The sequence below is a fragment of the Nocardioides candidus genome, assembly GCF_041321175.1.
Taxonomy (GTDB): Bacteria; Actinomycetota; Actinomycetes; order Propionibacteriales; family Nocardioidaceae; genus Nocardioides.
Map to the genome: position 1 here is coordinate 254172 of NZ_JBGGWC010000004.1, position 24679 is coordinate 278850.

A 24679-nucleotide genomic window follows, 5' to 3' on the forward strand; every position below is an offset into this window, starting at 1 on the left:
GAAACTAGAACGTGTTTCACTTTCGGCCATGAGCAGCCGCACCTTGCAGGCGCCGGTCACGGTGGCCTTCGACTACACCCGCTCGACCGGCCCCGTCGTCGGGCGCTTCCTCACCGGCCTGCGAGACGGCGTCGTCGTCGGCGGTCGTACGGCGGCCGGCGAAGTCGTCGTACCCCCGCTGGAGTTCGACCCGGTCACCCACGAGCCGACGACCGACTTCGTCGAGGTCTCCTCGGTCGGGACGGTCTCCTCGTGGACCTGGGTGCCCGAACCGGTGAAGGCGCAGCCCTTCGACCGGCCGTTCGCGTTCGCCCTGGTCACCCTCGACGGCGCCGACGCTCCCCTGCTGCACGCCCTCGACGTCGCTTCCCCCGACGAGGTCAGCACCGGCATGCGCGTGCGGATCCGCTGGGCCGCCGAGCGCACCGGGGCGATCACCGACATCGCCTGCTTCGAGCCCGCAGCTTCGCTCGACGAAGGAGAGCGGAGCGTCGCGGGCGAAGATCGAGCGCGACCGCAGCCGAGGGACGAGGCTGCGACGGAGCAGTCGAGATCCGGCGACGTACCCACCAACGGCGACCCGGTCACCGGCGTGGTGGTCCCCGTGTCCCTCGACTACGACTACGCCGCGTCCCCCGAGGAGTCGTTGTTCTACCGCGGCCTCAACGAGGGCCGCATCATGGGCCAGCGCTGCCCCACCTGCCAGAAGGTCTACGTGCCTCCGCGCAGCGCCTGCCCGGCCGACGGCACGCCGACCGCGGAGGAGGTCGAGCTCTCGCAGACCGGCACCATCACGACTTTCTGCATCGTCAACGTGCCCTTCCTCGGGCAGAAGATCACGCCGCCGTACGTCTCCGCCTACGTGCTCCTCGACGGTGCCGACATCGCGGTGCTGCACCTGATCCTCGGCGTCCCCGCCGACGAGGTCCGGATGGGCATGCGCGTCAAGGCGGTGTGGAAGCCGAAGGACGAGTGGACGTTCTCGCTGGAGAACATCGACCACTTCGAGCCCACCGGCGAGCCGGACGCCGACTACGACACCTACAAGCACCACCTCTGAGAGGGAGAGTCAGATGCGTGACGTCGCCGTCGTCGGGTTCGCCCAGCGACAGATGCCCGAGTTCGACGGGTCGCCGACCTGTGTCGAGCTCCTCGTGCCGGTCTTCAAGGAGTGCTACGAGCAGACCGGCTGGACCCGCAAGGACGTGGGGTTCTGGTGCTCCGGCTCCTCCGACTACCTGGCCGGACGGTCGTTCTCCTTCGTGCAGGCGGTCGACGCGATCGGCGTCATCCCGCCGGTCAACGAGTCGCACGTCGAGATGGACCTGGCCTGGGCCATGTACGAGGCCTGGCTGAAGATCCAGACCGGCGAGGTCGACACCGCCCTGGTCTACGCCTTCGGCAAGAGCTCGGCCGGCGTGCTCCGCCGTACCCTCGCCCTCCAGCTCGAGCCCTACACGATGACGCCGTTGTGGCCGGACACCGTGTCGCTCGCGGGTCTGCAGGCCCGCGCGGGCATCGACGCCGGACTGTGGGACGAGCGCGTGATGGCGGAGGTCGTCAACCGGTCGCTGACCGACGCGGAGAAGAACGACCACGCCATCCGCAAGGGAGGCTCGTCGGTCGAGGAGCTGCTCGCGCGTCCGATGTACGCAGACCCTCTGCGCAAGCACGACTGCGCCCCCGTCACCGACGGGGCGGCTGCCATCGTGCTCGCCGCCGGCGACCGCGCCCGCGACGTCCGCGAGCGCCCGGCCTGGCTCACCGGCATCTCCCACTTCATCGACCCGATGGGGATGGGCGTGCGCGACCTGACCAGGTCGCCCTCCGCGCAGCGCGCGGGTGCGGCGCTCGACCTCGACGGGGTCGAGGTCGCCGAGCTGCACGCGCCGTTCAGCCACCAGGAGCTGATCCTGCGCCGCGAGCTCGGACTTGCCGACGACGTCGCGATCAACCCGTCCGGCGGCGCTCTCGCGAGCAACCCGATGTTCTCCGGCGGCGGCATCCGGGTCGGCGAGGCCGCGAAGAAGATCTGGTCCGGCGAGGCCGACAAGGCGCTGGCGCACGCCACCAGCGGTCCGGCCCTCCAGCAGAACCTGGTGTGCACCCTCGGCGCCGTCAACGAAGGAGCGGGAAACTGATGGGCAAGCAGCCTGCAGCGATCATCGGCGTCGGCCAGACGCACCACCGCGCCCAGCGCAAGGACGTCTCCATGGCGGGTCTGTGCCGGGAGGCGATCGACCGCGCGCTCCTCGACGCCAACCTGACGCTCGACGACATCGACGCGATCGTGGTCGGCAAGGCACCCGACCTGTTCGAGGGCGTGATGATGCCCGAGCTGTTCCTGGCCGACGCGCTCGGCGCGGCGGGCAAGCCGCTGCTGCGCGTGCACACCGCCGGATCGGTCGGCGGGTCCACCGCGATCGTCGCCTCCTCGCTGGTGCAGGCCGGCGTGCACAAGCGGGTGCTGACCGTGGCCTACGAGAAGCAGTCGGAGTCCAACGCCATGTGGGCGCTGTCGGTGCCCCTGCCGTTCAACATGCCGGTGCACGCAGGCGCCGGTGGCTACTTCGCGCCGCACGTCCGCTCCTACATCCGTCGCTCGGAGGCGCCGACCCACATCGGTGCCATCGTGGCGGCCAAGGACCGCAACAACGCGCTCAAGAACCCCTACGCCCACCTGCACAACGAGGGCACCACGGTGGAGTCGGTGCTGGCATCCCAGATGCTGTGGGACCCGATCCGCTACGACGAGACCTGCCCGTCGAGCGACGGCGCGTGCGCCTTGGTGATCGTCGACGAGGACACCGCGAAGTCCTCGCCCAACCCGGCGTGGATCCACGGCACCGTGATGCGGTCGGAGGCCACCTCGGCAGCCGAGCGCGACCAGGTCAACCCGCAGGCGGGTCGCGACGCGGCCGCCGCGCTCTGGAAGCAGACCGGCATCACCAACCCGCTCGAGGAGATCGACGCGGCCGAGATCTATGTGCCGTTCTCGTGGTTCGAGCCCATGTGGCTCGAGAACCTCGGCTTCGCCGAGGAGGGCTCCGGCTGGAAGCTCACCGAGGCCGGCGAGACCGCCATGGACGGCAGGATCCCGGTCAACTGCTCCGGCGGCGTGCTGTCGTCGAACCCGATCGGCGCTTCCGGGATGCTGCGCTTCGGCGAGGCGGCCCTGCAGGTCCGCGGCGCCGCGGGCGAGCACCAGGTCGACGGTGCGCGGCGCGCGCTCGGCCACGCGTACGGCGGCGGGTCGCAGTTCTTCGCGATGTGGGTCGTCGGCGCCGACAAGCCCCAGAACTGAGGGACGCCGATGTCGTTCGTCGAGGTCACCCGGCCCCGTCCCGAGGTGGCCGTGGTGACGCTCAACCGGCCGGAGCGGATGAACTCCATGGCGTTCGACGTCATGGTGCCCTTCCGTGACGAGCTGCGCCGGCTCGGCGACGACAACGAGGTGCGGGTGGTCGTGCTCACCGGCGCCGGGCGGGGCTTCTGCTCCGGAGCCGACCAGAGCGGCGAGAAGGGCGGGATGCCCAACACCTCAGGGCTCACCGGCGTCACCGTCGCGCTGCGGGCGATGGAGCTGCTCGACGACATCATCGTGACGCTCCGGCGGCTGCACCAGCCGGTGATCGCCGCCGTCAACGGGCCCGCCATCGGTGGCGGGCTGTGCCTCGCCCTGGCTTGCGACGTGCGGGTGGCGAGCGAGTCGGCGTACTTCCGCGCCGCCGGGATCAACAACGGCCTCACGGCCAGCGAGCTCGGGCTCAGCTACCTGCTGCCGCGGGCCATCGGCTCCTCCCGCGCTGCCGAGATCATGCTGACCGGGCGCGACGTCGACGCCGCCGAGGCAGCCGCGATCGGTCTGGTGTCGCGGGTGGTGCCCGACGACCGGCTGATGGAGAGCGCACTCGAGACCGCCGCCGACATCACCCGGTGGAGCCGGCCCGGGGTCGAGCTCACCAAGCGCACGCTGGTGGACGGCCTGGACGCCGCCAGCTTCGAGCAGCACATGCACGCCGAGGGCGTCGGTCAGCTGCTCGTCCGGCTCCTCACGCGGAACTTCGAGGAGGCGGTCGTGGCCCGCAAGGAGAAACGAGATCCAGTCTTCCGAGACTGACGATCGGTGGTCGCGGAGGCCCCAGCCTTCGGAGGCTTCACCTCGCGGTTGTGGCGTCACGAGACCCCGTAGGCTGGCCTCGTGATCGAGCTCCGCACCCCGACCCAGATCGAGCAGATGCGCCCCGCCGGGCGCTTCGTCGCCTCGGTGATCAGCGCCCTCGCCGACAAGGCGGACGTCGGGGTCAACCTGCTCGAGCTCGACGAGCTGGCCCACCGCATGATCAAGGACGCCGGCGCGACCTCCTGCTACATCGACTACCACCCGTCGTTCGGCGCGATGCCCTTCGGCAAGGTGCTCTGCACGTCGGTCAACGACGCCGTGCTGCACGGGCTGCCGCACGACTACACGCTGCAGGACGGCGACCTGCTGTCGGTCGACTTCGCCGCATCCGTCGACGGCTGGGTCTCGGACTCGGCGCTGTCGGTCGTCGTCGGCACTCCCCGCGAGGAGGACCTACGCCTCATCGACACCGCGCAACGGGCGCTCGACGCCGGCATCGGCGCCGCCCGCTCGGGCAACCGGCTCGGCGACATCTCCTTCGCCATCGGCTCGGTCGCCCATGCCGAGGGCCTGCAGGTCAACCTCCAGTTCGGCGGCCACGGCGTCGGCCGCACGATGCACGGCGACCCGCACGTGCCCAACGACGGTCAGGCCGGGCGCGGCCTGAAGCTGCGTCCCGGGCTGGTCATCGCCATCGAGCCGTGGTTCCTCCACACGACGGGCGAGATCCGCTTCGACCCCGACGGCTGGACGATCCGCAGCGCCGACGGCTCCCGCGGCGCGCACGTCGAGCACACGGTCGCCATCACGTCGGGCGACCCGGTGGTGCTCACCGCCCGCGACTGATCAGGGGTTCCGGCCTCAGTCAGCCAGGCCGTGGATGAAGCCGAAGACGCCGAACGCCACGCCGATGCCGATGATCAGCCACAACGAGATCCACGCCAGCGTGTGCATGTTGTGCTGGTACCCGTTCTCCGAGAAGCCGGAGAACTGCTCGCGGTTTTCCGTGTTGCTCATGCCACAACGGTAGCGGAATCAGGGCACCTCGGTGATGACGTCCTCGGGGTCGAAGACGGCCGTGTCGGTGCCAGGCCCGCCGGACGCGTAGTCCCTGCTCGCGTCGTCGTCGTGGGTGTCGAGGGCGTCGTCCCCGGCTCCACCGTCCAGCGTGTCGTAACCGCGCCGACCGACGAGGTGGTCGTTGCCCGGACCGCCCCAGATCATGTTGCCGAAGTCGTTGCCCACCAGGGTGTCGTCACCCTCGCCACCGCGCACTGCCTCGGTCGTGGAGCGGACGTCGTCCCCCTCCCCGGTCTCACCGTCGCCGCCGCCGGGCCCATCGAAGTCGTCCTGGTCCACCACGACAGCGCGCCGCCGCGCGGAGTAGTCGACGAGGTCGAGGCCGTCCTGCCCCTCGAGCACGTCGCCCCCGTCACTCACGCTGCCGGCGAGGAACGTGTCGTCCCCGCCGCCGCCGTACTCGCGGTCGTCGCCGGCGCCGCCCGTGATGGTGTCTGCACCGCCACCGCCGTCAAACGTCTCGTCGCCTGGTCCCCCGATCAGTACGTCGTCAGCAGAGCCGGCCTCGACCACCTCGACGGCACGCAGGTCGTCGTGCTCGCCCACGACGCCGTCGTCGGCAGTCACGCTCGAGTCGAGCGTCACGTGCAACGGCGTCGTGCGTGCGGCGTAGTCGATGGTGTCATCGCCACGGCCCCCACGGATCTCGTCGGAGCCGTCCCCTGAGCTGCCTGCCAGGAAGGTGTCGTCGCCACCGCCTCCGATCTCCACGTCGGCGCCGGCTCCCCCGTCGATCGTGTCCCAGCCGCCGCCTCCGCAGATCACGTCATGACCGCCGAGCCCGTCGATGGTGTCGGTGCCCCCGCTCCCGACGATGACGTCGTCGCCGGGCGTGCCGACGATGTCGTCGAACCCGACGATCGTGGGCTCGAGCCCGTCGCACCGCGGTACCCGTGGCTGCGGACCCCCGACGCGGAAGATCTCCTCCCCGTGGCGGTCGTCGCGAGCGATGAAGAACAGCGTCCCGCCCGACACGGTCAGGTAGCCCGGGTAGGCGCCGCCGTCGCCGTAGGCGGTGCCGTGGTAGATGTCCTCGACGGGTCCGGTCCCTTCCGGGGTGCCGTTCGAGACCCAGACCTCGGTTCCGATGCCTTTGTCGTTGGCGACGAAGTAGAGGGAGTGGCCCTTCGCCGCGAGCTGGCTGGCGATCTCGCAATATCCCGGTGAGTGGCATCCGCTGTCGGTCGCGAGGTCGGTCACAGCGACGGTCCCCTCGGGAGTGCCGTCGGTCTTCCAGAGGCCGTCGTAGTCCGTCAGGAAGTAGAGCTCCGCGCGCTCGCCGCGGCCCAGCACGGCACCAGGCAGGTTGGCGTTGAGCCTGTGCAGGAACTGGGTGCCCTCGGTGGTCCCGTCGGAGATCCACACACCTGAGCCGACGGAACCGTCCTTTCCTTCGAACACCAGCCGATCACCGAGCCTCCCGAGGGGGTAGGGCGAGCCGTCGCGGTCGCCCGGACTCGCCATGTCCCCGACCATCACGGTTCCGCTGGTCGTACCGTCCGAGGTCCACAGCTCCCGACCGTGCTCGTCGTCCGCTGCGCTGAAGAACATGGTGTCTCCGACAGCCGTCATCCGTCTCGGCGCGCTCGAGCCCGCACCCGGCCTGATGTCTTGGAGGAGGACGGTCCCGTCGGTGGTGCCGTCGGACTTCCAGAGCTCGAGACCATGCGTGCCGTCGTTCGCGGCGAAGAACAACGTCCCTCCCGCGGCGGCGAGGTAGCTGAAGACGTACGACCCGTCCTGGGGCGGATCGGCGGGGTTGACGTCCTTGACGAGCTTCGTGCCGCGGCGGGTGCCGTCGGACTTCCACAGCGCGCGCCCGTGGACTCCGTCCTCGGCAGTGAAGAAGAGCGTGCCGTCGACGTTGGTCAGGTTCGACGCGTAGTAGCCGGTCGCGCCCGGGTAGATGTCGCGCACCCTGACCGTGCCAGCCGTGGTGCCGTCGGACTTCCAGAGCTGCAGGCCGTGGGTCCCGTCGTCGGCGGCGAAGAACAGCTCGTCGCCCACAGCGGTCAGCTCGTAGGGGTTGCCGCCCTTCTTGCCCGGCCAGATGTCCTTGACGATCTTCGTGCCTGCAGTCGTCCCGTCGGACTTCCAGAGCTCGCGTCCGAGCCGGGGGTCGACCGCGGCGAAGTAGAGGGTCCCCCTCACGTTGGTGGGGTCGGCAGGGAAGCTGGTGCCGTCTCCTGGGCGGATGTCGCGCAGGAGCTCGATCCCGTGCGGGGGTCTCGGCGACGGGTAGTGGTCCGCGTCGGCCGCGGGCAACCCGGTGAAGGTCAGCGACGCGGCCGCGGCCGCAGCTCCCACAGACCTCGCCGCCGTCCGGCGCGCCCGCCGTTGCGCCTTGCGTACCGCCCGCTGCCGGATGCCCCGCGCACGCGGCGTGCGGTCGCCTCTGCTCATGCCGCGCACACTAGGTGAGCGGCAGCGGCGCGTCAGGCGATCCGCGGGACTACCGGTAGCTGACCCGGAGCTCCTTGATGCCGTTGATCCAGCCGTGGCGCAGGCGTCGGGGCTCGGCCAGCTTGGTGATGTCGGGCGCGACGTCGGCGAGGGCGTCGAAGATCAGCCGGATCTCCTGGCGCGCCAGGTTGGCGCCGAGGCAGTAGTGCGCGCCGTGGCCGCCGAACGCGACGTGCGGGTTGGGGTCCCGGGTGATGTCGAAGCGGAAGGGGTCGTCGAAGACCTCCTCGTCGAAGTTCGCCGACGCGTAGAACAGTCCGACCCGCTGGCCCTTCGACACCTCGACACCGCCCACCTCGACGTCGGTGAGGGCGGTGCGCTGGAAGACCGTGACCGGCGTCGCCCACCGGACGACCTCGTCGATCATGGTGTCGGGCCGCTCGCGCTTCCAGAGCTCCCACTGGTCGGGGTTGTCGAAGAAGGCGTTCATGCCGTGCGTTATGGCGTTGCGGGTCGTCTCGTTGCCGGCGACGGCGAGGATGATGACGAAGTAGCCGAACTCGTCGTCGTTGAGACCCCGGCCGTCCTTGTCGGCTTCGAGAAGTCGGGTGACGATGTCGTCGCGCGGCGAGGCCTTGCGCTCGGCCGCCATGCCCATCGCGTACATCAGGACCTCGGCCGCAGCCTCCTGACCGTCGACCTCGCCGTAGTCGGGGTCCTCGTTGGCCAGCATCTGGTTGGACCAGTGGAAGAGCTTGTGCCGGTCGTCCATCGGCACGCCGAGCAGGTCGGCGATCGCCTGCAACGGGAGCTCGGCCGCCACCTCCTGCACGAAGTCACCCTCGCCCCGCTCGACCGCCTCGCGGACGATCCGCTGCGCGCGGTCGCGCATGATCTCCTCGAGGCCGGTGATCGACCGCGGCGTGAAGGCGCGCGACACGATGTGCCGCATGGCGGTGTGCTCGGGCGGGTCCTGGTTGAGGATCATCACGCGCTGGAGCTCGAGGCTCTCGCGGTCCATGCCCTCGGGGAACCGGATGATCGCCCCGTTCTCCGCGTTGGAGAAGCGCTTGCTGTCCTTCGACACCGCCGCCACGTCGGCGTGGCGGGTCAGCGCCCAGTAGCCGGTGCCGGACTCCTCGGCGAAGCCGTCGTACGCCCCGGGTTGCTGCTGCACCCACGTGATCGGCCCGCGGCCCCGGAGCTCGCGGAACTGGTCGTGCGGAACCGCCGACCAGTTGATGTCCGGGTCGGTGAAGTCGAACTGCCAGGTCTGGGTCTGGTCAGCGGTCACGCTCGTCCTCCGCGGTTCTACTTGTAGTTGACCTGCATCTCCTTGATGGCGTTGAGCCATCCGCTGCGCAGGCGCGTGGGCTCGCTGGCCAGGCTGATGTCGGGCACCAGGTCGGCGAGGGCCTCGAAGATCAGCTTGATCTCCATGCGGGCCAGGTTGGCGCCGATGCAGTAGTGGGCGCCGTGGCCGCCGAAGGCGACGTGCGGGTTGGGGTCGCGGCGGATGTCGAACGTGAACGGGTCGTCGAAGACGGTCTCGTCGAAGTTCGCGGAGGCGTAGAAGAGACCGACACGAGCACCCTTCTTGACCTCCTGGCCGGCCAGGACCGTGTCCTTGATCGCCGTGCGCTGGAAGACGGTGACCGGGGTCGCCCAGCGGATGACCTCGTCGACCATGGTCTCGGGGCGCTCGTTCTTCCAGATCTCCCACTGCTCGGGGTTCTGGAAGAAGGCGTGCATGCCGTGGCTGATCGCGTTGCGCGTCGTCTCGTTGCCGGCGACGGCCAGCAGGATCACGAAGAACCCGAACTCGTCGTTGGTGAGGGAGCCGTGGCCGTCCTCGCCCGCGCTGATCAGCTTGGTGACGATGTCGTCCTGCGGCGTCTCCCGGCGCTCGTTGGCGAGGCCGTCGAAGTAGGCGAGCAGCTCCATGGAGGCGATGGCGGGATCGACGTCGAAGTCGGGGTCGTCGTACGCCATCATCTGGTTGGACCACTCGAAGAGCTTCTTGCGGTCCTGCTGCGGGACGCCGAGGAAGTCGGCGATCGCCTGCAGCGGCAGCTCGGCGGCGAGGTCCTCGACGAAGTCGCCGGTGCCGCGGGCGGCAGCCTCCTCGACGATCGTGTACGCGCGGTCCTTCAGGTTCTCCTTCAGCGAGGCGATCGCGCGCGGGGTGAACCCGCGGGAGACGATGCCGCGCATCTTGGTGTGGTCCGGCGGGTCGTGGTGGATGAGCAGCGCGCGCTGCACCTCGACCTGGTCGCGGGTCATGTCGGGAGCGAAGCGGATGATGACGCCGTTCTCGGCGGTCGACCAGTGCTCGTTGTCCTTGGAGACCTCCCGCACCTCCTGGTGGCGGGTGCAGGCCCAGTAGCCGGTGTCGAGGAAGCCGGCGCGGTTCTCCGGCGGCTGCTCGATCCAGCGGATCGGCTCCGTGGTGCGGAGCGCCTTGAACTCCTCGTGCGGCAACGCCACGGCGTTGATGTCGGGGTCCGTCGGGTCGAACCCGGCCGGGATGAGGTCGACAGCGGTCACGTCGGGGGAACCTTTCAGTTGCTCGAGCACGAGGGCGCTCGGCTGGAACACGTTCTAGTCGCACACTACAGACCATCGGCCAAATACGAAAGGCTTTCGTTTCGGCGATTCTGCGGCCTGCGCCACACAATGAGAACGTGTTCTAGTTTCCGCTATCATGGCGTCATGGGCAACCCCGTGATCATCGACGCCGTCCGCACTCCCCTCGGCAAGCGCAAGGGCTGGCTGGCCGGCCTGCATCCCGCGCAGATGCTCGGGTTCGTGCAGGCCGAGGTACTCCGTCGGGCCGGCGTCGACCCCGAGCTCGTCGAGCAGGTCGTCGGCGGCTGTGTCACCCAGGCGGGCGAGCAGTCCAACGACATGGTGCGCCGCGCCTGGCTCTACCAGGGACTCCCCCAGCACACCGGTGGCACGATCCTCGACGCGCAGTGCGGCTCGGGCCAGCAGGCCGCCCACGTGGTCAACGACATGGTCGCCGCCGGGAGCATCGACGTCGGCATCGGCTGCGGCGTCGAAGCCATGTCGCGGATCCCGCTCGGCGGCAACGTGCCCCCGGGTCTCGGCGACCCGCGACCCGACGACTGGTCGATCGACATGCCCAACCAGTTCGAGGGCGCCGACCGGATCGCGCGGGACCACGGCATCACCCGCGCCGACCTCGAGGCCTTCGGGCTCGCCTCGCAGCAGAAGGCCCGCGTCGCGGCCGACGAGGGCCGCTTCAAGCGCGAGATCGCACCGATCACCGCGCCCGTCCTCGACGAGGAGGGCAAGCCGACGGGCGAGACCCGGGTCGTCGACACCGACCAGGGCCTGCGCGAGACCACCTTGGAGGGCCTCGCGAACCTCAAGACCGTGATGCCGGACGGCTTCCACACCGCCGGCACCTCCTCACAGATCACCGACGGCGCCGCGGCGCTGCTCATCATGGACGAGGACCGCGCCCGGGAGCTCGGCCTGACCCCCCGGGCGCGGATCAAGTTCCACTGCCTCGTCGGGTCCAACCCGTACTACCACCTCGACGGCCCCATCGACGCCACCCACCGGGTCCTGCAGAAGACCGGCATGGCGATCAGCGACTTCGACCTCTTCGAGGTCAACGAGGCCTTCGCCTCCGTCGTCCTCTCCTGGGCCGGCGTCCACAAGGTCGACATGGACAAGGTGAACGTGAACGGCGGCGCGATCGCCCTCGGCCACCCGGTCGGCGCCACCGGCGTACGCCTCATCACGACCGCCCTGCACGAGCTCGAGCGCCGCGACGCCTCCACCGCCCTCATCTCCATGTGCGCCGGTGGTGCCATGGCGACCGGGACGGTCATCGAGCGGATCTGAGAGCGGTGACAGTTTCACCGTCCGGACGGTGAATCTGTCGCTGGGACGCTGCAATTGCGTCGTCCCAGCGACAGTTTCATCGTCCCAGCTCGAGGCCCCCGCGGGCGCACTCGACTGTTATCCACAGGCAGCGTCGAGCATGGATGCGTCGAGCCGGCGTACGAGGCACGCTGCTCGTCATGTTCGAGCTCCTGGCCGATTCGCAAGGCATCCTGCTGAGGCGCGACGTGGTCGCAAGCGGCATCGACGACGCCGCGCTCCGGCGCGCGGTCCAGGTCGGACGGTTGGTGCGCATCCGTCAGGGTGCCTACGTCCTGAGCGCGGTGTGGAACCAGCTCGACCGGCTGGCCAGGTACCGGGCTCTGACCTCCGCCGTCCTCCAGCTCTACGACGACCCTGCATCGCCCGTCGCCCTGTCGCACACGAGCGCCAACATCGAACAGGGCGGACCCTCCTGGGGGCTCGACCTCAGCGCGGTGCACCTGACCCATCTGAACGAGACCGGCGACCGGTCGAGCGCGAAGGTCATCCATCACCGCGGAACATGCCGAGTCAACGACCTCAGCCGGATGGATGGTCGCTGGATCACGTCCCCTGCGCGCACGGCCATGGACACAGCGAGCATCGCTCCGCGGGCCGCAGGGGTCGCTGTGCTCGACGACTACCAACGACGCGGCCTGGCGACGAGAGAGGAGCTCGAGATCGTCCTGACGGCCATGAAGCTGTGGCCCGACACGCTCGGCCTCCTCCGCATCCTCCAACTGTCGGACGGAAAGGCCGAGTCCGTAGGAGAGACCCGCACGCGACTGCTCTGCAGGTCGCAAGGGCTCCCCGCACCCGTGCCGCAATTCGAGATCTTCCACCCGTCGGGTCGGCTGGCAGGCCGCGTCGACTTCGCCTGGCCCGACCGCCGCACGATGCTGGAGTTCGACGGCATGCAGAAGTATCTGCGCCTCCGACGCGCCGGCGAGACGATCGAGCAGACCGTGCTGCGCGAGAAGGCGCGCGAAGACCGGCTGCGGGAACTGACCGGTTGGCTGATGATCCGACTGGTCTGGGCCGACCTCGAGCACCCCGAGGCCACGGCCGCCCGAATCCGTCGGATGTTCGCTCAGGCTGCCTGAGGCTCGCGAGTGCCGAGCTGGGACGATGAATCTGTCGCTGGGACGACGCAATTGCAGCGTCCCAGCAACAGTTTCACCGTCCGGACGGTGAAACTGTCGCGCCCTACGCGCCGTAAACCGGCTCAGGCCCGGGCGCGTCGGAGATGAGCTTGCGGAGTGCCGGGCCGACGTCGGCGGCAGCCCAGCGACCGTCCGCACGGGCGGAGGGACCGTGGGACCAGGCGTTCTCGACGGTCATCACGGGGCCGTCGACCTCGATGACCCGACCGGTCACGTCGCCGGCCTCCTCGGAGGCGAGCCAGGCCACGAGCGGTGAGTTGTCCTCCGGGAGGGCCATCTGGGAGGTGTCGAAGGCGCCCTCGGTCATCCGGGTCTTGGCCACGGGCGCGATCGCGTTGACGGTGACCCCGACCCGACCGAGCTCGGCAGCGGCCACCAGCGTCATGGTCGCGATGCCGCCCTTCGCGGCGGAGTAGACGACCTGGCCGATGGAGCCCTGCAGGCCGGCTCCGGAGGTGGTGTTGATGACACGGGCGACGCGCTGGCGTCCCTCCTTGGACTCCGCGCGCCAGTAGGCGGCGGCGTGGCGCAGCGGGGCGAAGTGGCCCTTGAGGTGCACGCGCATCACGGCGTCGAACTCCTCCTCCGTCGCGTTGACGAGCATCCGGTCGCGCACGAAGCCGGCGTTGTTGACGAGGATGTCCAGGCCGCCGAAGGTGTCGATCGCCTGCTGCACCATCGCCGCGGCCTGCTCGAAGTCGGCGACGTCGGCGCCGTTGACCACCGCCTCACCGCCGATCGCCTCGATCTCGGCGACGACCTCGTGCGCGGGCGAGTCGGTCTTCTCGCCGTTGTTGGAGACGCCGTAGTCGTTCACGACGACCTTGGCGCCGTGCCGGGCGAGCTCCAGGGCGTGCGCACGGCCGATGCCTCGGCCCGCACCGGTCACGATCGCGATGCGACCCTCCAACAGCTTGGTCACTTCTGCTCTCCTTGCGGGCTTTGGTGCTGGGCGATGTAGAGGAAGACGGGCTGCTCCCCGCCGCCGTGGCAGGCGACGTGGGCACCCGAGACGTACGACGACAGGTCGCTCGCCAGGAAGGCGACCACCTGCCCGATCTCCCGGACGTCGGCCATCCGGCCGGCCGGGATGGTCCGTTCGATCGCGGCGACGGTGTCGTCGCCGCCGTAGTGGTCGGCGGAGTCCGGCGTGCGCACGAGGCCGACGTCGACGGCGTTGACCCGCACCCGCGGCCCCCACTCCTGGGCCAGCGAGGTGGTCAGCGCGTCGAGGCCGGCCTTCGCGGCGCCGTACGCCGCCGTGCCGGGCGACGCCCGCTTCGAGGAGACCGAGGAGATGTTGACGATCGAGCCCCCGCCGTCCTGCGCCTGCATCACCCGGTTAGCCACCTGGCTGACGAGCAGTGCCGCGGTCAGGTTGAGGCCCACGATCTTGTCGTGGAAGCGCGGCGAGGCGGTGGCCGCCATGGCGTACGGCGCCCCGCCCGCGTTGTTCACGACCAGGTCGAGACGCCCGTGGTCGGCCACGACGCCGGCGACGAGGGCCTCGACGGAATCGGCGTCGCGGACGTCGCAGAGCCGGTGGGTCGCGCCCTCGGGTGGAGTCGCCTCGGAGCGGCCGCAGGTCACGACGGTCGCACCGGCCTCGAGAAGCACCTCGGAGATGCCGCGACCGATGCCCCGTGCGCCGCCCGTGACGAGGGCGACGCGCCCGGCGAGGTCGATCGTGAGAGCCATGCCACCACCCTACCAAGCATTTGCTTGGTAGGGTGCGTTCATGACAGTCACCAGCGAGCTGCTCGATGGGGCGCACGCGGGGATCCACGTGATCACCATGGACGCTCCCCCCGTCAACGCCCTCACGGTCCAGGGTTGGTACGACGTCGCCGCCGCCCTCGAGGAAGCAGGCGCCGACCTCGCGACGAAGGTCGTGGTCCTGCGTGCCGAGGGGAAGGGGTTCAACGCCGGCGTCGACATCAAGGAGATGCAGCACACCGAGGGCTTCGACGCGCTGATCGGCGCCAACAAGGGCTGCTATGCCGCGTTCAAGGCCGTCTACGAGTGCGCGGTCCCCGTCATCGCCGCGGTCAACGGCTTCTGCGTCGGCGGCGGCGTCGGCCTGGCCGGGAACGCTGACATCGTCGTCGCGAGCGAGGACGCCTACTTCGGAGTCCCCGAGGTCAAGCAGGGCGCCCTCGGCGCGGCCACCCACATGGCCCGGCTCGTCCCCCAGCAGATGATGCGCGCGCTCTACTTCACCGCGGCCACGATCCCGGCGACCGAGCTGCACCGCTTCGGGTCGGTCTACCGGCTGGCGCCGCGCGAGCAGCTGCTCGACGTCGCCCTCGAGGTGGCCAGCAGCATCGCCGACAAGGACACCCGGGTCATCCGCGCCGCCAAGGAGGCACTCAACGGCATCGAGCCGGTCGACGTCAACAAGAGCTACCGGTTCGAGCAGGGGTTCACCTTCGAGCTCAACCTCGCCGGTGTGTCCGACGAGCTCCGCGACGAGTTCGCGGGAACGGAGAAGAGCAAGAAGTGACCAAGCCTCGCGACAAGCAGATGACCATCGACGAGGTGGTCGGCCAGCTCTCCGACGGGATGACCATCGGGATCGGCGGCTGGGGGCCGCGGCGCAAGCCGATGGCGCTGGTGCGCGCGATCCTGCGCTCGGACCTGAAGGACCTCACGATCGTGAGCTGGGGCGGCGCCGACGTCGGCCTGCTCGCCCGTGCCGGAAAGATCAGGAAGCTGGTCTACGCGTTCGTGTCCCTCGACTCGATCCCGCTCGAGCCCAACTTCCAGCGGGCCCGCCAGGGAGGCACGATCCCCGAGGTGGTCGAGCTCGACGAGGGCATGTTCCAGACCGGCCTCTACGCCGCCGCGCAGCGACTCCCGTTCCTGCCGATGCGCGCCGGGCTGGGGTCCGACGTGCTCGTCAACAACGACTGGATCAGGACCGTAACGTCGCCGTACGCCGACGCCGCCGGCGACTTCGAGGAGCTGACCGCCGTGCCGGCCCTCCACCTCGACGTCGCGCTGGTCCACCTCAACCGCGCCGATGCCCACGGCAACGCCGTCTACCTCGGTCCGGACCCCTACTTCGACGACCTGTTCGTGCAGGCGGCCGACCGGGCGTTCGTGAGCTGCGAGCAGGTCGTCGACACCGCCGGCCTCACCGTCGACGCCGCCGTCCAACGGCTGCTGATCAGCCGCATGAGCGTGACCGGCGTCGTTGAGACGCCGAACGGTGCGCACTTCACGACGTGCACGCCCGACTACGAACGGGACGAACGCTTCCAGAAGGCGTACGCCGCCGCGGCCGGCGGGTCCGACGAGGACTGGGCCGCGTTCTCGGCCCGGTTCCTCGAGGGCGACGAGGCCTCCTACCAGGCGGCCGTCGCCGCGTTCGCCGAGGAGCAGGCATGACCGACCACTCACGCGCAGAGGTCTGCGCCGCCGCCATCGCCGACGCGTTCAAGGACGACGGCGAGATCTTCGCCTCGCCGATGGGCATGCTGCCGATGCTGGGTGTGCGGCTCGCGAAGCTGACGTCCAACCCCGACCTGGTCATCTCCGACGGGGAGTCGCTCTTCCTCGGCGGCGTGCCGCCGCTCTTCGCCAAGGCCGACGTGGTCGAGGGCTGGATCCCGTTCCGACGGGTCTTCGACGTCGTCGCGTACGGCAAGCGCCACGTGATGATGGGCGCCACCCAGGTCGACCGGCACGGCAACCAGAACATCTCCGCGATCGGCGACTTCGCCCGTCCGACCCGACAGCTGCTCGGCTCGCGCGGCGCACCCGGCAACACGGTGAACAACCGGACGTCGTACTGGGTGCCTCGCCACTCCCCCAAGGTCTTCGTCGAGCAGGTCGACGTCGTCTCCGGCGTCGGTCCCGCCCGGGCGAAGGCGGCCGGTCCCGGCGCGGCCAAGTACAACGACATCCACCGGATCGTCACCAACCTCGGCGTCTTCGACGTCAGAGGCGCCGACGACACCGTGCGCCTGCTCAGCACCCACCCCGGGGTGAGCGTCGACGACGTGGTCGCGGCCACGGGATTCGCCCTCGAGATCTCCGACGACGTGCCGACCACCCGCGAGCCCACCGAGTCGGAGCTGATGATCATCCGCAACGTGCTCGACCCCAAGAACCTGCGCGACCGCGAGGTCCCGCCCGTGGAGGCTGCGAAGTGATCGACCAGCTGCTCAGGACACCGCTCACCGAGCTCACCGGCATCCGGCACCCCGTCGTCCAGACCGGCATGGGTTGGGTCGCCGGCCCGCGTCTGGTGTCGGGCACGGCCAACGCCGGCGGCCTCGGCATCCTCGCCTCGGCGACGATGACGCTCGACGAGCTGGAGAAGGCGGTCGTCGAGGTCAAGGGCCGCACCGACGAGCCGTTCGGCGTCAACCTGCGCGCCGACGCCGGCGACGCCCCGGACCGCTGCCAGGTGCTCATCGACCACGGCGTGAAGGTCGCGTCGTTCGCGCTCGCACCGAAGCCGGAGCTCATCGCGAAGCTGAAGGAGCACGACATCGTCGTCATCCCGAGCATCGGCGCCCCCAAGCACGCCAAGAAGGTCGCCTCCTGGGGCGCCGACGCGGTGATGATCCAGGGAGGTGAGGGCGGCGGCCACACCGGCAACGTCCCGACGACGCTGCTGCTCCCGACGGTGCTCGACGCGGTCGACATCCCGGTGATCGCCGCCGGCGGCTTCTTCGACGGACGCGGCCTGGCCGCGGCGCTCTCCTACGGCGCCGCCGGCGTCGGCATGGGCACCCGTTTCCTGCTCACTCAGGACAGCCGCGTGCCGGACGCGGTCAAGCAGCGCTACCTCGAGGCCGACCTCAACGGCACCGTCGTCACCGCGAAGGTCGACGGGATGCCGCACCGGATGCTCCGCACCGACCTCGTCGACTCCGTCGAGGAGTCCAGCCTCCTCAAGCGTCTCGGCCCCACGACGCGCCGCACGATCGCCTTCAAGAAGATGAGCGGGATGTCGTGGCGCGAGCTGGTCAAGGACGGCCAGGCCATGAAGCACGGACAGGACCGCACCTGGACCCAGCTCGTCCTCGCGGCCAACACGCCGATGATGCTCAAGGCCGGGCTGGTCGAGGGCGACCCGGGCGCCGGGGTGCTCGCCAGTGGCCAGGTGGTCGGCGTCATCGACGACCTGCCCACCTGCGAGGAGCTCATCGACCGCGTGGTGACGCAAGCCGCCGCCCAGCTGAGCCGGGCGGCGGCGTACGTCCTTCCTGACTAGCTGATCAGCTCAGCGTCAACGCGGTGTCGTCGACGACGAAGCTGGTCTCCAGCGAGCTGTCCTCCGTCCCCGAGAAGCTGATCGTGACCGTCTGGCCAGCCAGCGAGGACACGTTGAACGACTTCAGCGCGTAGCCCGAGGCCTTGTTGAGGTTCGAGTACGTCGCCAGCGTCGTCGAGCCCGCCTTCACGGTGAGCTTGTCGTACGCCGTCGTGCCGGTCGTCTCCGCAGAGTCGATGTGCAGGTAGAACGACAGCGTCGCCGTGCACCCGGCCGGGATGGTGACCGACTGGCTCAGCGTGTCGGTGTGGGTCGTGCCGTAGCCGTCGAGCCACGCCTTCCAGCTGCCCGCGTGGGCGGCCTCGCCGGTGTCGGTCGTGATCACGCCCGAGGTCGAGCTCCACGAGGCAGCGCCCGACTCGAAGCCCGGGTTGGCGATCTTCTGGCCGGAGCAGGTGCCCCCGCCGCCGGACCCGGAGATCGTCCACGTGAACGTGGCCGACCCCGTTGCACCGGTGGTGTCCTTCGCGGTCACGGTCGTGCTGTAGGTGGCCGCGGTGGTCGGCGTACCGGAGATCAGGCCGCTGGAGGCGTTGATGGTCAGGCCTGCCGGAAGACCGGCCGCCGAGTAGGTCAGCGTCTGGCCGGAGGCCGAGTCGCTGGCCGACACCTGCAGGCTCTTCGCGGTACCGACCGTGCCGGTCTGGTTGCCCGGGTTGGTCACCGTGACGGTGTTGCCGCCGGTGGAGCAGGTCGGCTCACCCGTCTGGGCAGGCACGCTGACGGCGTTCCACGCCGCCTTCACCACGTTGAACTCGGCGCACGAACCCGGATAGAGGTTCTTCGCCGCGGTGAGCGTCCAGGTGCGGTACTTCAGGTACGACGACGACGAGGTCTTCATCAGCATCGCGTTGTACATGATCGTGATGGCCTTCTGGATGCCGAGGCCGGTGATCGACGTGCTGTTGCACGTCGGGCTGGTCGGCTGGCCGTCGGACGGGTTGGTGCCCTCGGCGAGCAGGTAGAACCAGTGGTTGCCGGGCCCCGCCGCCGAGTGGACCTCGGAGCTCGGGGTGGAGGAGGAGTAGCAGTTGGCGTCACCGGCCAGCGACGGGTTGTACATGTAGCGGATCGGGCCCGCGCCGACCAGGTTGACCTCCTCCCCGACGGTGAAGTCGGGGGCGTCGGCCGGGTTGTTGGCGTACCACTCGGTAGTCGCGCCGAAGGTGTCGGCGACGAACTCCTGGGTGCCGCCGCCGGAGATGCCGCCCGGCGTGTGGTCGTCGATGCCGTGCCCGAACTCGTGGGCGACGACGTCGATGGAGCCGATCCACTTGCTGCCGGTCTGGGTGTGGCCGACCTGCACCTGGGTGCCGTCGTAGTAGGCGTTCACGTCAGCGAGACCGACGCGGATCGGCACCCAGCCGCCCGAGCCGTCCATGCCGTTGCGGCCCAGCCAGCCCGACAACATCTGGCGCTCCTTCTCCGCGGAGTAGAAGGCGTCGACGCAGCCGGTCTCCCGGTTGGTCGGGTCACCGTTGCCCCAGACGTCATCGGTGCCGGTGAAGGTGGCGTTCCCGCTCGCGTTCTGGCACTTCATCGTGGTGGCGTTGGAGTTCGTCATGGAGTACGACGTCCCGGAGCCCGACGTCGGAATGGTGACCGAGCCCTCCCAGCCGCCGTTGCCGGTGCCCTCGGCAACGTGCTCGACGGTCTTCAGGACCTTCCCCGACCGTGCGCTGACGTAGACGCTGAGGCGGCTCGCCTCGCCGGCGCGCCGACCGACCACCGTGGTCTCCCAGGCCAGCGCGGAGTGGATGCGCTGCAGGACGACGAGCCGGGTCCGGCCGTCGTACCTGCCGTGGCGGACCTGCCGCAGTGCCGCGTGCCGCGCTGCGTCACGGGCGACGCGCGGGGTGATCGACGAGAGGGACACGGGCCGGGTCTGGGCGACGCTGGTGTCCAGCAGCCGTCCGGCGGCGTCGGTGACGACGACGAAGTCGCCGCCGATGACCGGGAGTCCGCGGTAGGAGCGCTCGTAGGGCACGTACTGCAGACCGTGGGAGGACACCACCGGGTGGGCACGGAACGTGTCGTGCGCGGACGCGCGGAGGAGGGCCGGCGGCGAGGCCACCAGCTTCTGGGCGGTGTCGGCCGCCTCCGCCTTGGCGTCCCCGTGGCGGTGCACGGGCTTGACGTGGGGATCACTCGTCCTGGCTGTTGCCTCGGTCGTGGAGACCGAGACCAACGCCAGGGTCGAGACGAGGGCTGCGGCGAAGCCCGCTACGACAGGTCGTTTCATTGACACTCCTTGAGGCCGGGCTCGCGGTTGAGCCCTGGGTGGGGGGTGGCCCGACGACAAGGGCGGGGGTGTTGCCCGAGAGACGAACCTTGCGAACTGTCGCGCTGGCGCAAAGACTGCGTCAACGGCAGTTGGACTCAGAAACATGCAATGCACGTTCTTGCGTCGCTCGGAAGGTTTCCGGCCCCTCGGCGGCCGACCGCACGATCTCAATAGCTGAAGGTCGTCGCGCCCTCGTCCCCGCTGTCCCCGCCGATCCACTCCCAGAGGGAAATGGTTCCCCCGAGCTCCGCGCCCTTCACCAGGTCGTCCTCGTCGAGCGCCTTGGCGTTGAAGCAGAGCGGGCACACGAGGTAGCTCCCGCCCGCGGCGAGGAACCGCTCCTGCAGCTCGGGCAGGGAGGGACAGCCGGCACACGCCGTACCGACGGCCACGCCCGCTACCGCGAGACGCACCGCCTCCTTCGTCAGGAACATCAACGTCGGTCTGCCGTGCTCGGCCGCGCCGAGCGCGACGAGGTAGGCGACGGTGACCTTCTCGGGGTCCTCCATGCCGGTGGCGAGACTGATGACCGCCTTGTTCGACATCGCGTTCTCCTTCGTCCGCGCCGGCCGTGCGGCCGGACGGCTCGACGGTAGGAACCGGAGGGGCTCGCCGGCATCCGCGCCGACGCGCAGGTCGGGGGCCCTCCGGGGGACGCGGTGGCGGTGGACGCGTAGCGGTCAGGCGAGCACGCGGGCGACGGCCGCAGCCCGGGCGGTCCGGCCGGAGACGCCGAGCTTGAGGTAGACGTTCTGGAAGTGGCGCTCGACCGTGCGGACACTGAGCGTGAGCCGCTCGGCGATCTCGGTGTTGTCGAGCCCGTCCGCCGCGAGGAGGAGGAGCTCGTGCTCCCGGTCCGACAACCCGGCCGCCGACGGCCGGGCGCGCTGCTCGCCGAGGAAGCCCGCGATCTCCTGGATGAAGACCGGCCACGCCGGCTCGTCGGCCAGGAGGATGTGGTTGGCGGACTCCAGCACCACCAGCCGCGCGTCCGGGATGGCGGCCGCCATCTCAGCCCCTTCGTCGGGCTCCATCGTGTGGTCGTCGCGCGCGACGAGCACCAGCGTCGGTGCCGTGATCCGGGGCAGCAGGTCGCTGACGTCGGTTTCGCGTCGCGCGCTCCTGCTCGCCAGGGCGTTGTCGGTGCTGGTCGAGGTGCGCATCAGCTCGTCCATCCAGCACATCTGCTGCTCGTTCGCCCCGGGGATGAACGCCGTGGTGAAGACCCGCCGGAACAGGTGGTCGGGGCGGGCCCAGCCGGCCCGGATCATCGCGTTGAACGCGGCGTCGGACTCCGGGTCGTCGCCTCCGAGCGCACCGCCGGCCGAGGCGCCGTAGGTGATCAGCTGGGTGACCCGCTCGGGATGCTCGGCCGCGTAGGCCAGTGCCACCGGTGCCTGGCCGGACATCCCCATGATCACGAACCGGTCGAGGCCGGCAGCATCGACGAGCGTCTCCAGGTCGCGCAGGCGGCGTTCGAGGGAGAAGTCGTCGACGTCCCAGTCCGACAGCCCGAACCCGCGCTCGTCGTAGCGGTAGACCGTGGCGATCCGGCCGAGGTCGTCGAGGAAGTGCCGCCACACGGGGCTCTGCCAGTCGTGCTGCAGGTGGCTGAGCCAGCAGGCGGCGATCACCAGCGGCGGTCCCGAGCCGTGCCGGGCCCACGCCAGCCGGACGCCGTCGTCCGCGCGGCAGAACCGCAGCTCCTGGTTGACGCGCGACTGCCCGGCGGACACTCCTCCAGGCTACTGGCAGCTCGTGGGGTCAGAGGGACTTCTGGAACGCCAGCTCACGACCCATGATCCGGTAGCCGAGCAGCTCGTTGACCCCGATCATGTGGTCGTTGGACTCCGCGTTGAACGTGTCGATGTGCTCGACCTGCGGCTCGACCTCGTCGAGCCACCGGATCATCTCGGCCTTGAGGAGCAGGCCGAGCCGGTGGCCGCGGTGGGCCTTGACGACCGACGTGTCGTGCTGGTCGCCGTATGTCGGCGCCAGCGAGTCGACCACGACGACCGTCTGCCCGGCGAGCTGCCCTGACGGGACGTGCCGCGCGACGACGCGGTAGGCCCGTTCCTTGCGGAACGCGCACGCCTCCTCGTAGGCGCGCATCCGGTCGGCGTTGAACACCTCGTCCTCGATGTCGAGGTCGTCGGTCGGCGCGTCGTTGATGGCAGCGGCCATCTCGGCGATCTCGGCCAGCTCCTCGTCGGGCGTCGGGAACAACCGCCGTTCGAGCACGTAGTCGGCCGCAGCCTCCAGCGCCTCGTCGTACCGCTTCTGCAGCTCGGCGCGGTCGACGTCGGCGAGGTACTGCCGGCGGTTGATCGCCTGGTGCTTCTTCTCGAACCCGTGCCGCGCGGCGAAGCCCCGCGTCGCCTCGGACTCCCACCCGCCGATGCCCATGCTGGTGCGGCCGTGACGACGCGCCTCGTCCTCGAGGAAGGACAGGATCTCGCTGCCGTAGCCGTGACGGCGATGGTCGGGGTGGATCATCACCCCGGCCCACGAGAGGTGCAGGTTGTCGTACTCGCTCATCGCCAGCGCACCACCGCCGACGACGGTGCCGTCGACGGTCGCGAGGTACGGCGTCGAGGGCTCGCCGTCCCAGCCGACCCGGAAGCGTGCCTCTACGCGCAGCAGCGTGGGCTCGGCCTCCCACGGCGAGTCGGCGTGCTGCACCGCGCGCGAGAAGTCGAGCCACTGCTCGAGCGCGGCGACGTCGTCGGGGCCGAACTGTGTGATGTCCATGACGGTCAAGGAAACTCTTCTGGATCCCGCTTCGCCACTGGGTTTCGGGCTCCGTAGGCTGGAGGCGTGAGCCAGCAGACGCCCGCGCCCCGCCGTCGGCACCTGATGGACCCCGACGCACCCCGCAAGGTCGCCGACCCCCAGGACCTCGAGCGCCTCGCCCGGGTGCAGCGCAGGGTCGTGTCGGTGCTGCTCATCACCACCCTCATCCACCTGACCGTCGGCCTGATCCTCGCCGCCGAGCTCGTCGCCGACGACCGGCTCGACGCGCAGCTCGGCCTGATCGTGGTGGGCGTCGCGTTCTACGTGGTCGGCGTCGCGGCCGTGCGGGCGATCAACCGCAAGCCGATCCTGACCTGGTGGATGCTCACCGGCCTGGTCCCGCTCGTGGGCGGGATCTGGTGGGTCGTCCTCCGCTGAGCGCCCGCGTCAGGTGACGGGCGCGAGCAGCACCCGCTCGCGGACCGCTCGGTAGCCGAGGGCGGCGAGCCTCGCGGTGCCCTCGCGGTCGGTGGTCCCGGCGAGCACGAGCACCTGGTCGGCCACCTCGGCCGCCTTCACGCACGCCGCCGCGAGCACGGCCGTCTCCACGCGCGGGTCGCCGCTCGACACGTGGACGGCGCCCACGCGTGTCATCCCGTGGAGGGGGCGGGTGTGTCCGGCCATCGCCACCGGCACCCCCTCGACCTCCCAGAGCACGATCCGGCCGTCGTCGAGCGGGTCGTCGACGACGTACTCCCGGTCGCTGGGGTCGCCGGGGTGGGCCGCCATCAGCTCGTCGAACCATCGGTGCAGCAGCGCTCGGTCGTCCCGGTCGGCGGTGCGCGACATCCCCGCCGTCGGCGCCGGCGCGCGGAAGGTCCCCAGCCGGTGGATCACCAAGCGCTGCCGCGGCCGCAGGCTGACACCCTCCCGGGCCCAGACCTCCTCGACGCGATCGACGGTCGTCACGTCGCAGCCCACTCCCCCGTCGACGTCGAGCACGGCGACCAGCCCGTCGACCGCGGCGTCCGGCATCGGGGTCAGGACCGGTGGGTGGTGCGGAGCGCGCACGAAGGCGCCGGCGACGGCCCCGCCCGAGTCGGTCCACCACCCGTAGGACTGGTCCTCGTCGGGCCTGGGTCGGCGCGCCAAGTAGGCGGCCTCGGTGAGCAGGGGCGTGTGCTCGACAGGGCTGGCCGCGAGGAACTCCCCCGCGCTCGCGAGGAGCTCGCGGACGTCCGACGTGATCGACCAGGGCACGTCTGATCATCCCAGGCCGGGGGTACCGCCGGGCCATGGCAGTCACCGCGTTCCAGGACCTCCCCCTGGCCGACCGCGACCGCGAGTGGGACGGCGACGCCGCCGACAAGCGCGTGCGCACGTGGGCCGGGGCGGAGGACGAGCCGAACGAGAAGTACCGCGACGCCCATGTCTGGTACGACGCGGACAAGAAGGGCAACTTCACCGCGTACAAGCTGCTGATCGCCGACGTCGTCGACGGCCGCCTGAAGGCGGTCCCCCGCGGCGTGATGGCCGCCGGCGGCATCATGCAGGGCTCCCGCGGCGGCGTCGACCTCCCGGGGAAGGACGTCGACCGAGTGAAGAGCCACCTCGCCAAGTACTACGAGAAGATGGGTGACACCGCTCCGTGGGAGGACTAGGCGGGTCACCCCAGGCCACAGACGTCCCGCCCTCCGAGGGGAGCACCC

24 protein-coding genes are annotated in these 24679 nt (G+C 70.1%); 13 read left to right on the top strand and 11 right to left on the bottom strand.

Annotated elements, in window-relative coordinates; translation table 11 throughout:
* The first annotated feature begins 28 nt into the window (after positions 1-28).
* The 5 genes from ACAX67_RS18395 to map all read left to right on the top strand — a co-directional run bounded on the left by ACAX67_RS18395 (position 29) and on the right by map (position 4969).
* Positions 29-1060: a Zn-ribbon domain-containing OB-fold protein gene (locus tag ACAX67_RS18395; protein WP_370705333.1), complete on the top strand. Its 1032-nt coding sequence runs from the start codon at positions 29-31 to the stop codon at positions 1058-1060.
* Positions 1061-1073: 13 nt separating this feature from the next.
* Complete coding sequence (locus ACAX67_RS18400) at positions 1074-2141, top strand: thiolase family protein (RefSeq protein WP_370705334.1); 1068 nt, start codon at positions 1074-1076, stop codon at positions 2139-2141.
* The gene (locus ACAX67_RS18405; protein ID WP_370705335.1) at positions 2141-3304 is read left to right on the top strand and encodes a thiolase family protein; all 1164 of its coding nucleotides are present in this window, start codon (positions 2141-2143) and stop codon (positions 3302-3304) included. The genes ACAX67_RS18400 and ACAX67_RS18405 overlap by 1 nt, the downstream gene beginning before the upstream one ends.
* Before the next feature lie 9 nt (positions 3305-3313).
* On the top strand, positions 3314-4120 hold the full coding sequence (locus tag ACAX67_RS18410) for an enoyl-CoA hydratase (RefSeq protein ID WP_370705336.1): 807 nt from the start codon (positions 3314-3316) through the stop codon (positions 4118-4120).
* Positions 4121-4201: 81 nt separating this feature from the next.
* The gene (map, locus tag ACAX67_RS18415) at positions 4202-4969 is read left to right on the top strand and encodes a type I methionyl aminopeptidase (RefSeq protein WP_370705337.1); all 768 of its coding nucleotides are present in this window, start codon (positions 4202-4204) and stop codon (positions 4967-4969) included.
* Positions 4970-4984: 15 nt separating this feature from the next.
* Here the strand turns inward: map and ACAX67_RS18420 are convergent, their stop codons facing one another.
* Genes ACAX67_RS18420 through ACAX67_RS18435 form a run of 4 tightly spaced genes read right to left on the bottom strand, consistent with a single transcriptional unit; the run spans position 4985 to position 10153 of the window.
* Positions 4985-5140, bottom strand: coding sequence for a hypothetical protein (locus tag ACAX67_RS18420; protein ID WP_370705338.1), 156 nt, complete (start codon positions 5138-5140; stop codon positions 4985-4987).
* Between the two features lie 18 nt (positions 5141-5158).
* Positions 5159-7606 carry an ELWxxDGT repeat protein gene (locus ACAX67_RS18425; RefSeq protein ID WP_370705339.1) on the bottom strand — a complete coding sequence of 816 codons (2448 nt, stop codon included), beginning with the start codon at positions 7604-7606 and terminating at the stop codon, positions 5159-5161.
* A 49-nt stretch (positions 7607-7655) separates the two neighbouring features.
* Positions 7656-8900 carry a cytochrome P450 gene (locus tag ACAX67_RS18430; RefSeq protein WP_370705340.1) on the bottom strand — a complete coding sequence of 415 codons (1245 nt, stop codon included), beginning with the start codon at positions 8898-8900 and terminating at the stop codon, positions 7656-7658.
* A 17-nt stretch (positions 8901-8917) separates the two neighbouring features.
* Positions 8918-10153, bottom strand: coding sequence for a cytochrome P450 (locus tag ACAX67_RS18435; RefSeq protein WP_370705341.1), 1236 nt, complete (start codon positions 10151-10153; stop codon positions 8918-8920).
* 165 nt (positions 10154-10318) lie between these two features.
* Here ACAX67_RS18435 and ACAX67_RS18440 point away from each other — a divergent pair, with 165 nt between their 5' ends.
* Both ACAX67_RS18440 and ACAX67_RS18445 read left to right on the top strand, forming a co-directional pair.
* Positions 10319-11482, top strand: a complete 1164-nt coding sequence (locus ACAX67_RS18440) for a steroid 3-ketoacyl-CoA thiolase (protein ID WP_370705342.1) — start codon at positions 10319-10321, stop codon at positions 11480-11482.
* A gap of 179 nt (positions 11483-11661) precedes the next feature.
* Positions 11662-12606 carry a type IV toxin-antitoxin system AbiEi family antitoxin domain-containing protein gene (locus ACAX67_RS18445; RefSeq protein WP_370705343.1) on the top strand — a complete coding sequence of 315 codons (945 nt, stop codon included), beginning with the start codon at positions 11662-11664 and terminating at the stop codon, positions 12604-12606.
* 103 nt (positions 12607-12709) lie between these two features.
* On the opposite strand, the gene ACAX67_RS18450 is transcribed toward ACAX67_RS18445, so the two are convergent.
* Both ACAX67_RS18450 and ACAX67_RS18455 read right to left on the bottom strand, forming a co-directional pair.
* Complete coding sequence (locus tag ACAX67_RS18450; RefSeq protein WP_370705344.1) at positions 12710-13588, bottom strand: SDR family oxidoreductase; 879 nt, start codon at positions 13586-13588, stop codon at positions 12710-12712.
* Positions 13585-14364, bottom strand: a complete 780-nt coding sequence (locus ACAX67_RS18455) for an SDR family oxidoreductase (protein ID WP_370705345.1) — start codon at positions 14362-14364, stop codon at positions 13585-13587. The genes ACAX67_RS18450 and ACAX67_RS18455 overlap by 4 nt, the downstream gene beginning before the upstream one ends.
* A gap of 40 nt (positions 14365-14404) precedes the next feature.
* On the opposite strand from ACAX67_RS18455, the gene ACAX67_RS18460 reads away from it, so the two are divergent.
* Genes ACAX67_RS18460 through ACAX67_RS18475 form a run of 4 tightly spaced genes read left to right on the top strand, consistent with a single transcriptional unit; the run spans position 14405 to position 17893 of the window.
* Positions 14405-15169: an enoyl-CoA hydratase family protein gene (locus ACAX67_RS18460; RefSeq protein WP_370705346.1), complete on the top strand. Its 765-nt coding sequence runs from the start codon at positions 14405-14407 to the stop codon at positions 15167-15169.
* Positions 15166-16056: a CoA transferase subunit A gene (locus ACAX67_RS18465; RefSeq protein WP_370705347.1), complete on the top strand. Its 891-nt coding sequence runs from the start codon at positions 15166-15168 to the stop codon at positions 16054-16056. Before ACAX67_RS18460 ends, ACAX67_RS18465 begins: the two co-directional genes overlap by 4 nt.
* Entirely contained in the window at positions 16053-16823 is a 771-nt protein-coding gene (locus ACAX67_RS18470) for a CoA-transferase subunit beta (RefSeq protein WP_370705348.1), read from the top strand. Before ACAX67_RS18465 ends, ACAX67_RS18470 begins: the two co-directional genes overlap by 4 nt.
* Positions 16820-17893, top strand: coding sequence for an NAD(P)H-dependent flavin oxidoreductase (locus ACAX67_RS18475; protein ID WP_370705349.1), 1074 nt, complete (start codon positions 16820-16822; stop codon positions 17891-17893). The genes ACAX67_RS18470 and ACAX67_RS18475 overlap by 4 nt, the downstream gene beginning before the upstream one ends.
* Before the next feature lie 4 nt (positions 17894-17897).
* On the opposite strand, the gene ACAX67_RS18480 is transcribed toward ACAX67_RS18475, so the two are convergent.
* From ACAX67_RS18480 to ACAX67_RS18495, 4 genes are all read right to left on the bottom strand, one after another.
* Complete coding sequence (locus ACAX67_RS18480; RefSeq protein ID WP_370705350.1) at positions 17898-20195, bottom strand: M4 family metallopeptidase; 2298 nt, start codon at positions 20193-20195, stop codon at positions 17898-17900.
* A 209-nt stretch (positions 20196-20404) separates the two neighbouring features.
* Positions 20405-20782 carry a DsrE family protein gene (locus ACAX67_RS18485; protein WP_370705351.1) on the bottom strand — a complete coding sequence of 126 codons (378 nt, stop codon included), beginning with the start codon at positions 20780-20782 and terminating at the stop codon, positions 20405-20407.
* 135 nt (positions 20783-20917) lie between these two features.
* A complete protein-coding gene (locus ACAX67_RS18490) occupies positions 20918-21973 on the bottom strand; it encodes an alpha/beta fold hydrolase (protein ID WP_370705352.1) in 1056 nt (351 codons plus the stop codon).
* A 28-nt stretch (positions 21974-22001) separates the two neighbouring features.
* The gene (locus tag ACAX67_RS18495) at positions 22002-22988 is read right to left on the bottom strand and encodes a GNAT family N-acetyltransferase (protein WP_370705353.1); all 987 of its coding nucleotides are present in this window, start codon (positions 22986-22988) and stop codon (positions 22002-22004) included.
* 66 nt (positions 22989-23054) lie between these two features.
* On the opposite strand from ACAX67_RS18495, the gene ACAX67_RS18500 reads away from it, so the two are divergent.
* A complete protein-coding gene (locus ACAX67_RS18500) occupies positions 23055-23408 on the top strand; it encodes a hypothetical protein (protein WP_370705354.1) in 354 nt (117 codons plus the stop codon).
* A gap of 9 nt (positions 23409-23417) precedes the next feature.
* Here ACAX67_RS18500 and ACAX67_RS18505 read toward each other — a convergent pair whose 3' ends face one another.
* A complete protein-coding gene (locus ACAX67_RS18505) occupies positions 23418-24230 on the bottom strand; it encodes a hypothetical protein (protein ID WP_370705355.1) in 813 nt (270 codons plus the stop codon).
* A 35-nt stretch (positions 24231-24265) separates the two neighbouring features.
* Here ACAX67_RS18505 and ACAX67_RS18510 point away from each other — a divergent pair, with 35 nt between their 5' ends.
* On the top strand, positions 24266-24631 hold the full coding sequence (locus ACAX67_RS18510; protein WP_370705356.1) for a hypothetical protein: 366 nt from the start codon (positions 24266-24268) through the stop codon (positions 24629-24631).
* Positions 24632-24679 lie beyond the last annotated feature (48 nt).

What these genes read in the sequence shown, in the direction of transcription:
- ACAX67_RS18495 (WP_370705353.1), bottom strand. Translation starts at nt 22,988, where the DNA reads ATGGACATCACACAGTTCGGCCCCGACGACGTCGCCGCGCTCGAGCAG.
- ACAX67_RS18405 (WP_370705335.1), top strand. Translation starts at nt 2,141, where the DNA reads ATGGGCAAGCAGCCTGCAGCGATCATCGGCGTCGGCCAGACGCACCAC.
- ACAX67_RS18440 (WP_370705342.1), top strand. Translation starts at nt 10,319, where the DNA reads ATGGGCAACCCCGTGATCATCGACGCCGTCCGCACTCCCCTCGGCAAG.
- ACAX67_RS18480 (WP_370705350.1), bottom strand. Translation starts at nt 20,195, where the DNA reads ATGAAACGACCTGTCGTAGCGGGCTTCGCCGCAGCCCTCGTCTCGACC.
- ACAX67_RS18420 (WP_370705338.1), bottom strand. Translation starts at nt 5,140, where the DNA reads ATGAGCAACACGGAAAACCGCGAGCAGTTCTCCGGCTTCTCGGAGAAC.
- ACAX67_RS18400 (WP_370705334.1), top strand. Translation starts at nt 1,074, where the DNA reads ATGCGTGACGTCGCCGTCGTCGGGTTCGCCCAGCGACAGATGCCCGAG.
- ACAX67_RS18425 (WP_370705339.1), bottom strand. Translation starts at nt 7,606, where the DNA reads ATGAGCAGAGGCGACCGCACGCCGCGTGCGCGGGGCATCCGGCAGCGG.
- ACAX67_RS18510 (WP_370705356.1), top strand. Translation starts at nt 24,266, where the DNA reads ATGGCAGTCACCGCGTTCCAGGACCTCCCCCTGGCCGACCGCGACCGC.
- ACAX67_RS18470 (WP_370705348.1), top strand. Translation starts at nt 16,053, where the DNA reads ATGACCGACCACTCACGCGCAGAGGTCTGCGCCGCCGCCATCGCCGAC.
- ACAX67_RS18445 (WP_370705343.1), top strand. Translation starts at nt 11,662, where the DNA reads ATGTTCGAGCTCCTGGCCGATTCGCAAGGCATCCTGCTGAGGCGCGAC.
- ACAX67_RS18485 (WP_370705351.1), bottom strand. Translation starts at nt 20,782, where the DNA reads ATGTCGAACAAGGCGGTCATCAGTCTCGCCACCGGCATGGAGGACCCC.
- ACAX67_RS18460 (WP_370705346.1), top strand. Translation starts at nt 14,405, where the DNA reads ATGACAGTCACCAGCGAGCTGCTCGATGGGGCGCACGCGGGGATCCAC.
- ACAX67_RS18455 (WP_370705345.1), bottom strand. Translation starts at nt 14,364, where the DNA reads ATGGCTCTCACGATCGACCTCGCCGGGCGCGTCGCCCTCGTCACGGGC.
- ACAX67_RS18395 (WP_370705333.1), top strand. Translation starts at nt 29, where the DNA reads ATGAGCAGCCGCACCTTGCAGGCGCCGGTCACGGTGGCCTTCGACTAC.
- ACAX67_RS18410 (WP_370705336.1), top strand. Translation starts at nt 3,314, where the DNA reads ATGTCGTTCGTCGAGGTCACCCGGCCCCGTCCCGAGGTGGCCGTGGTG.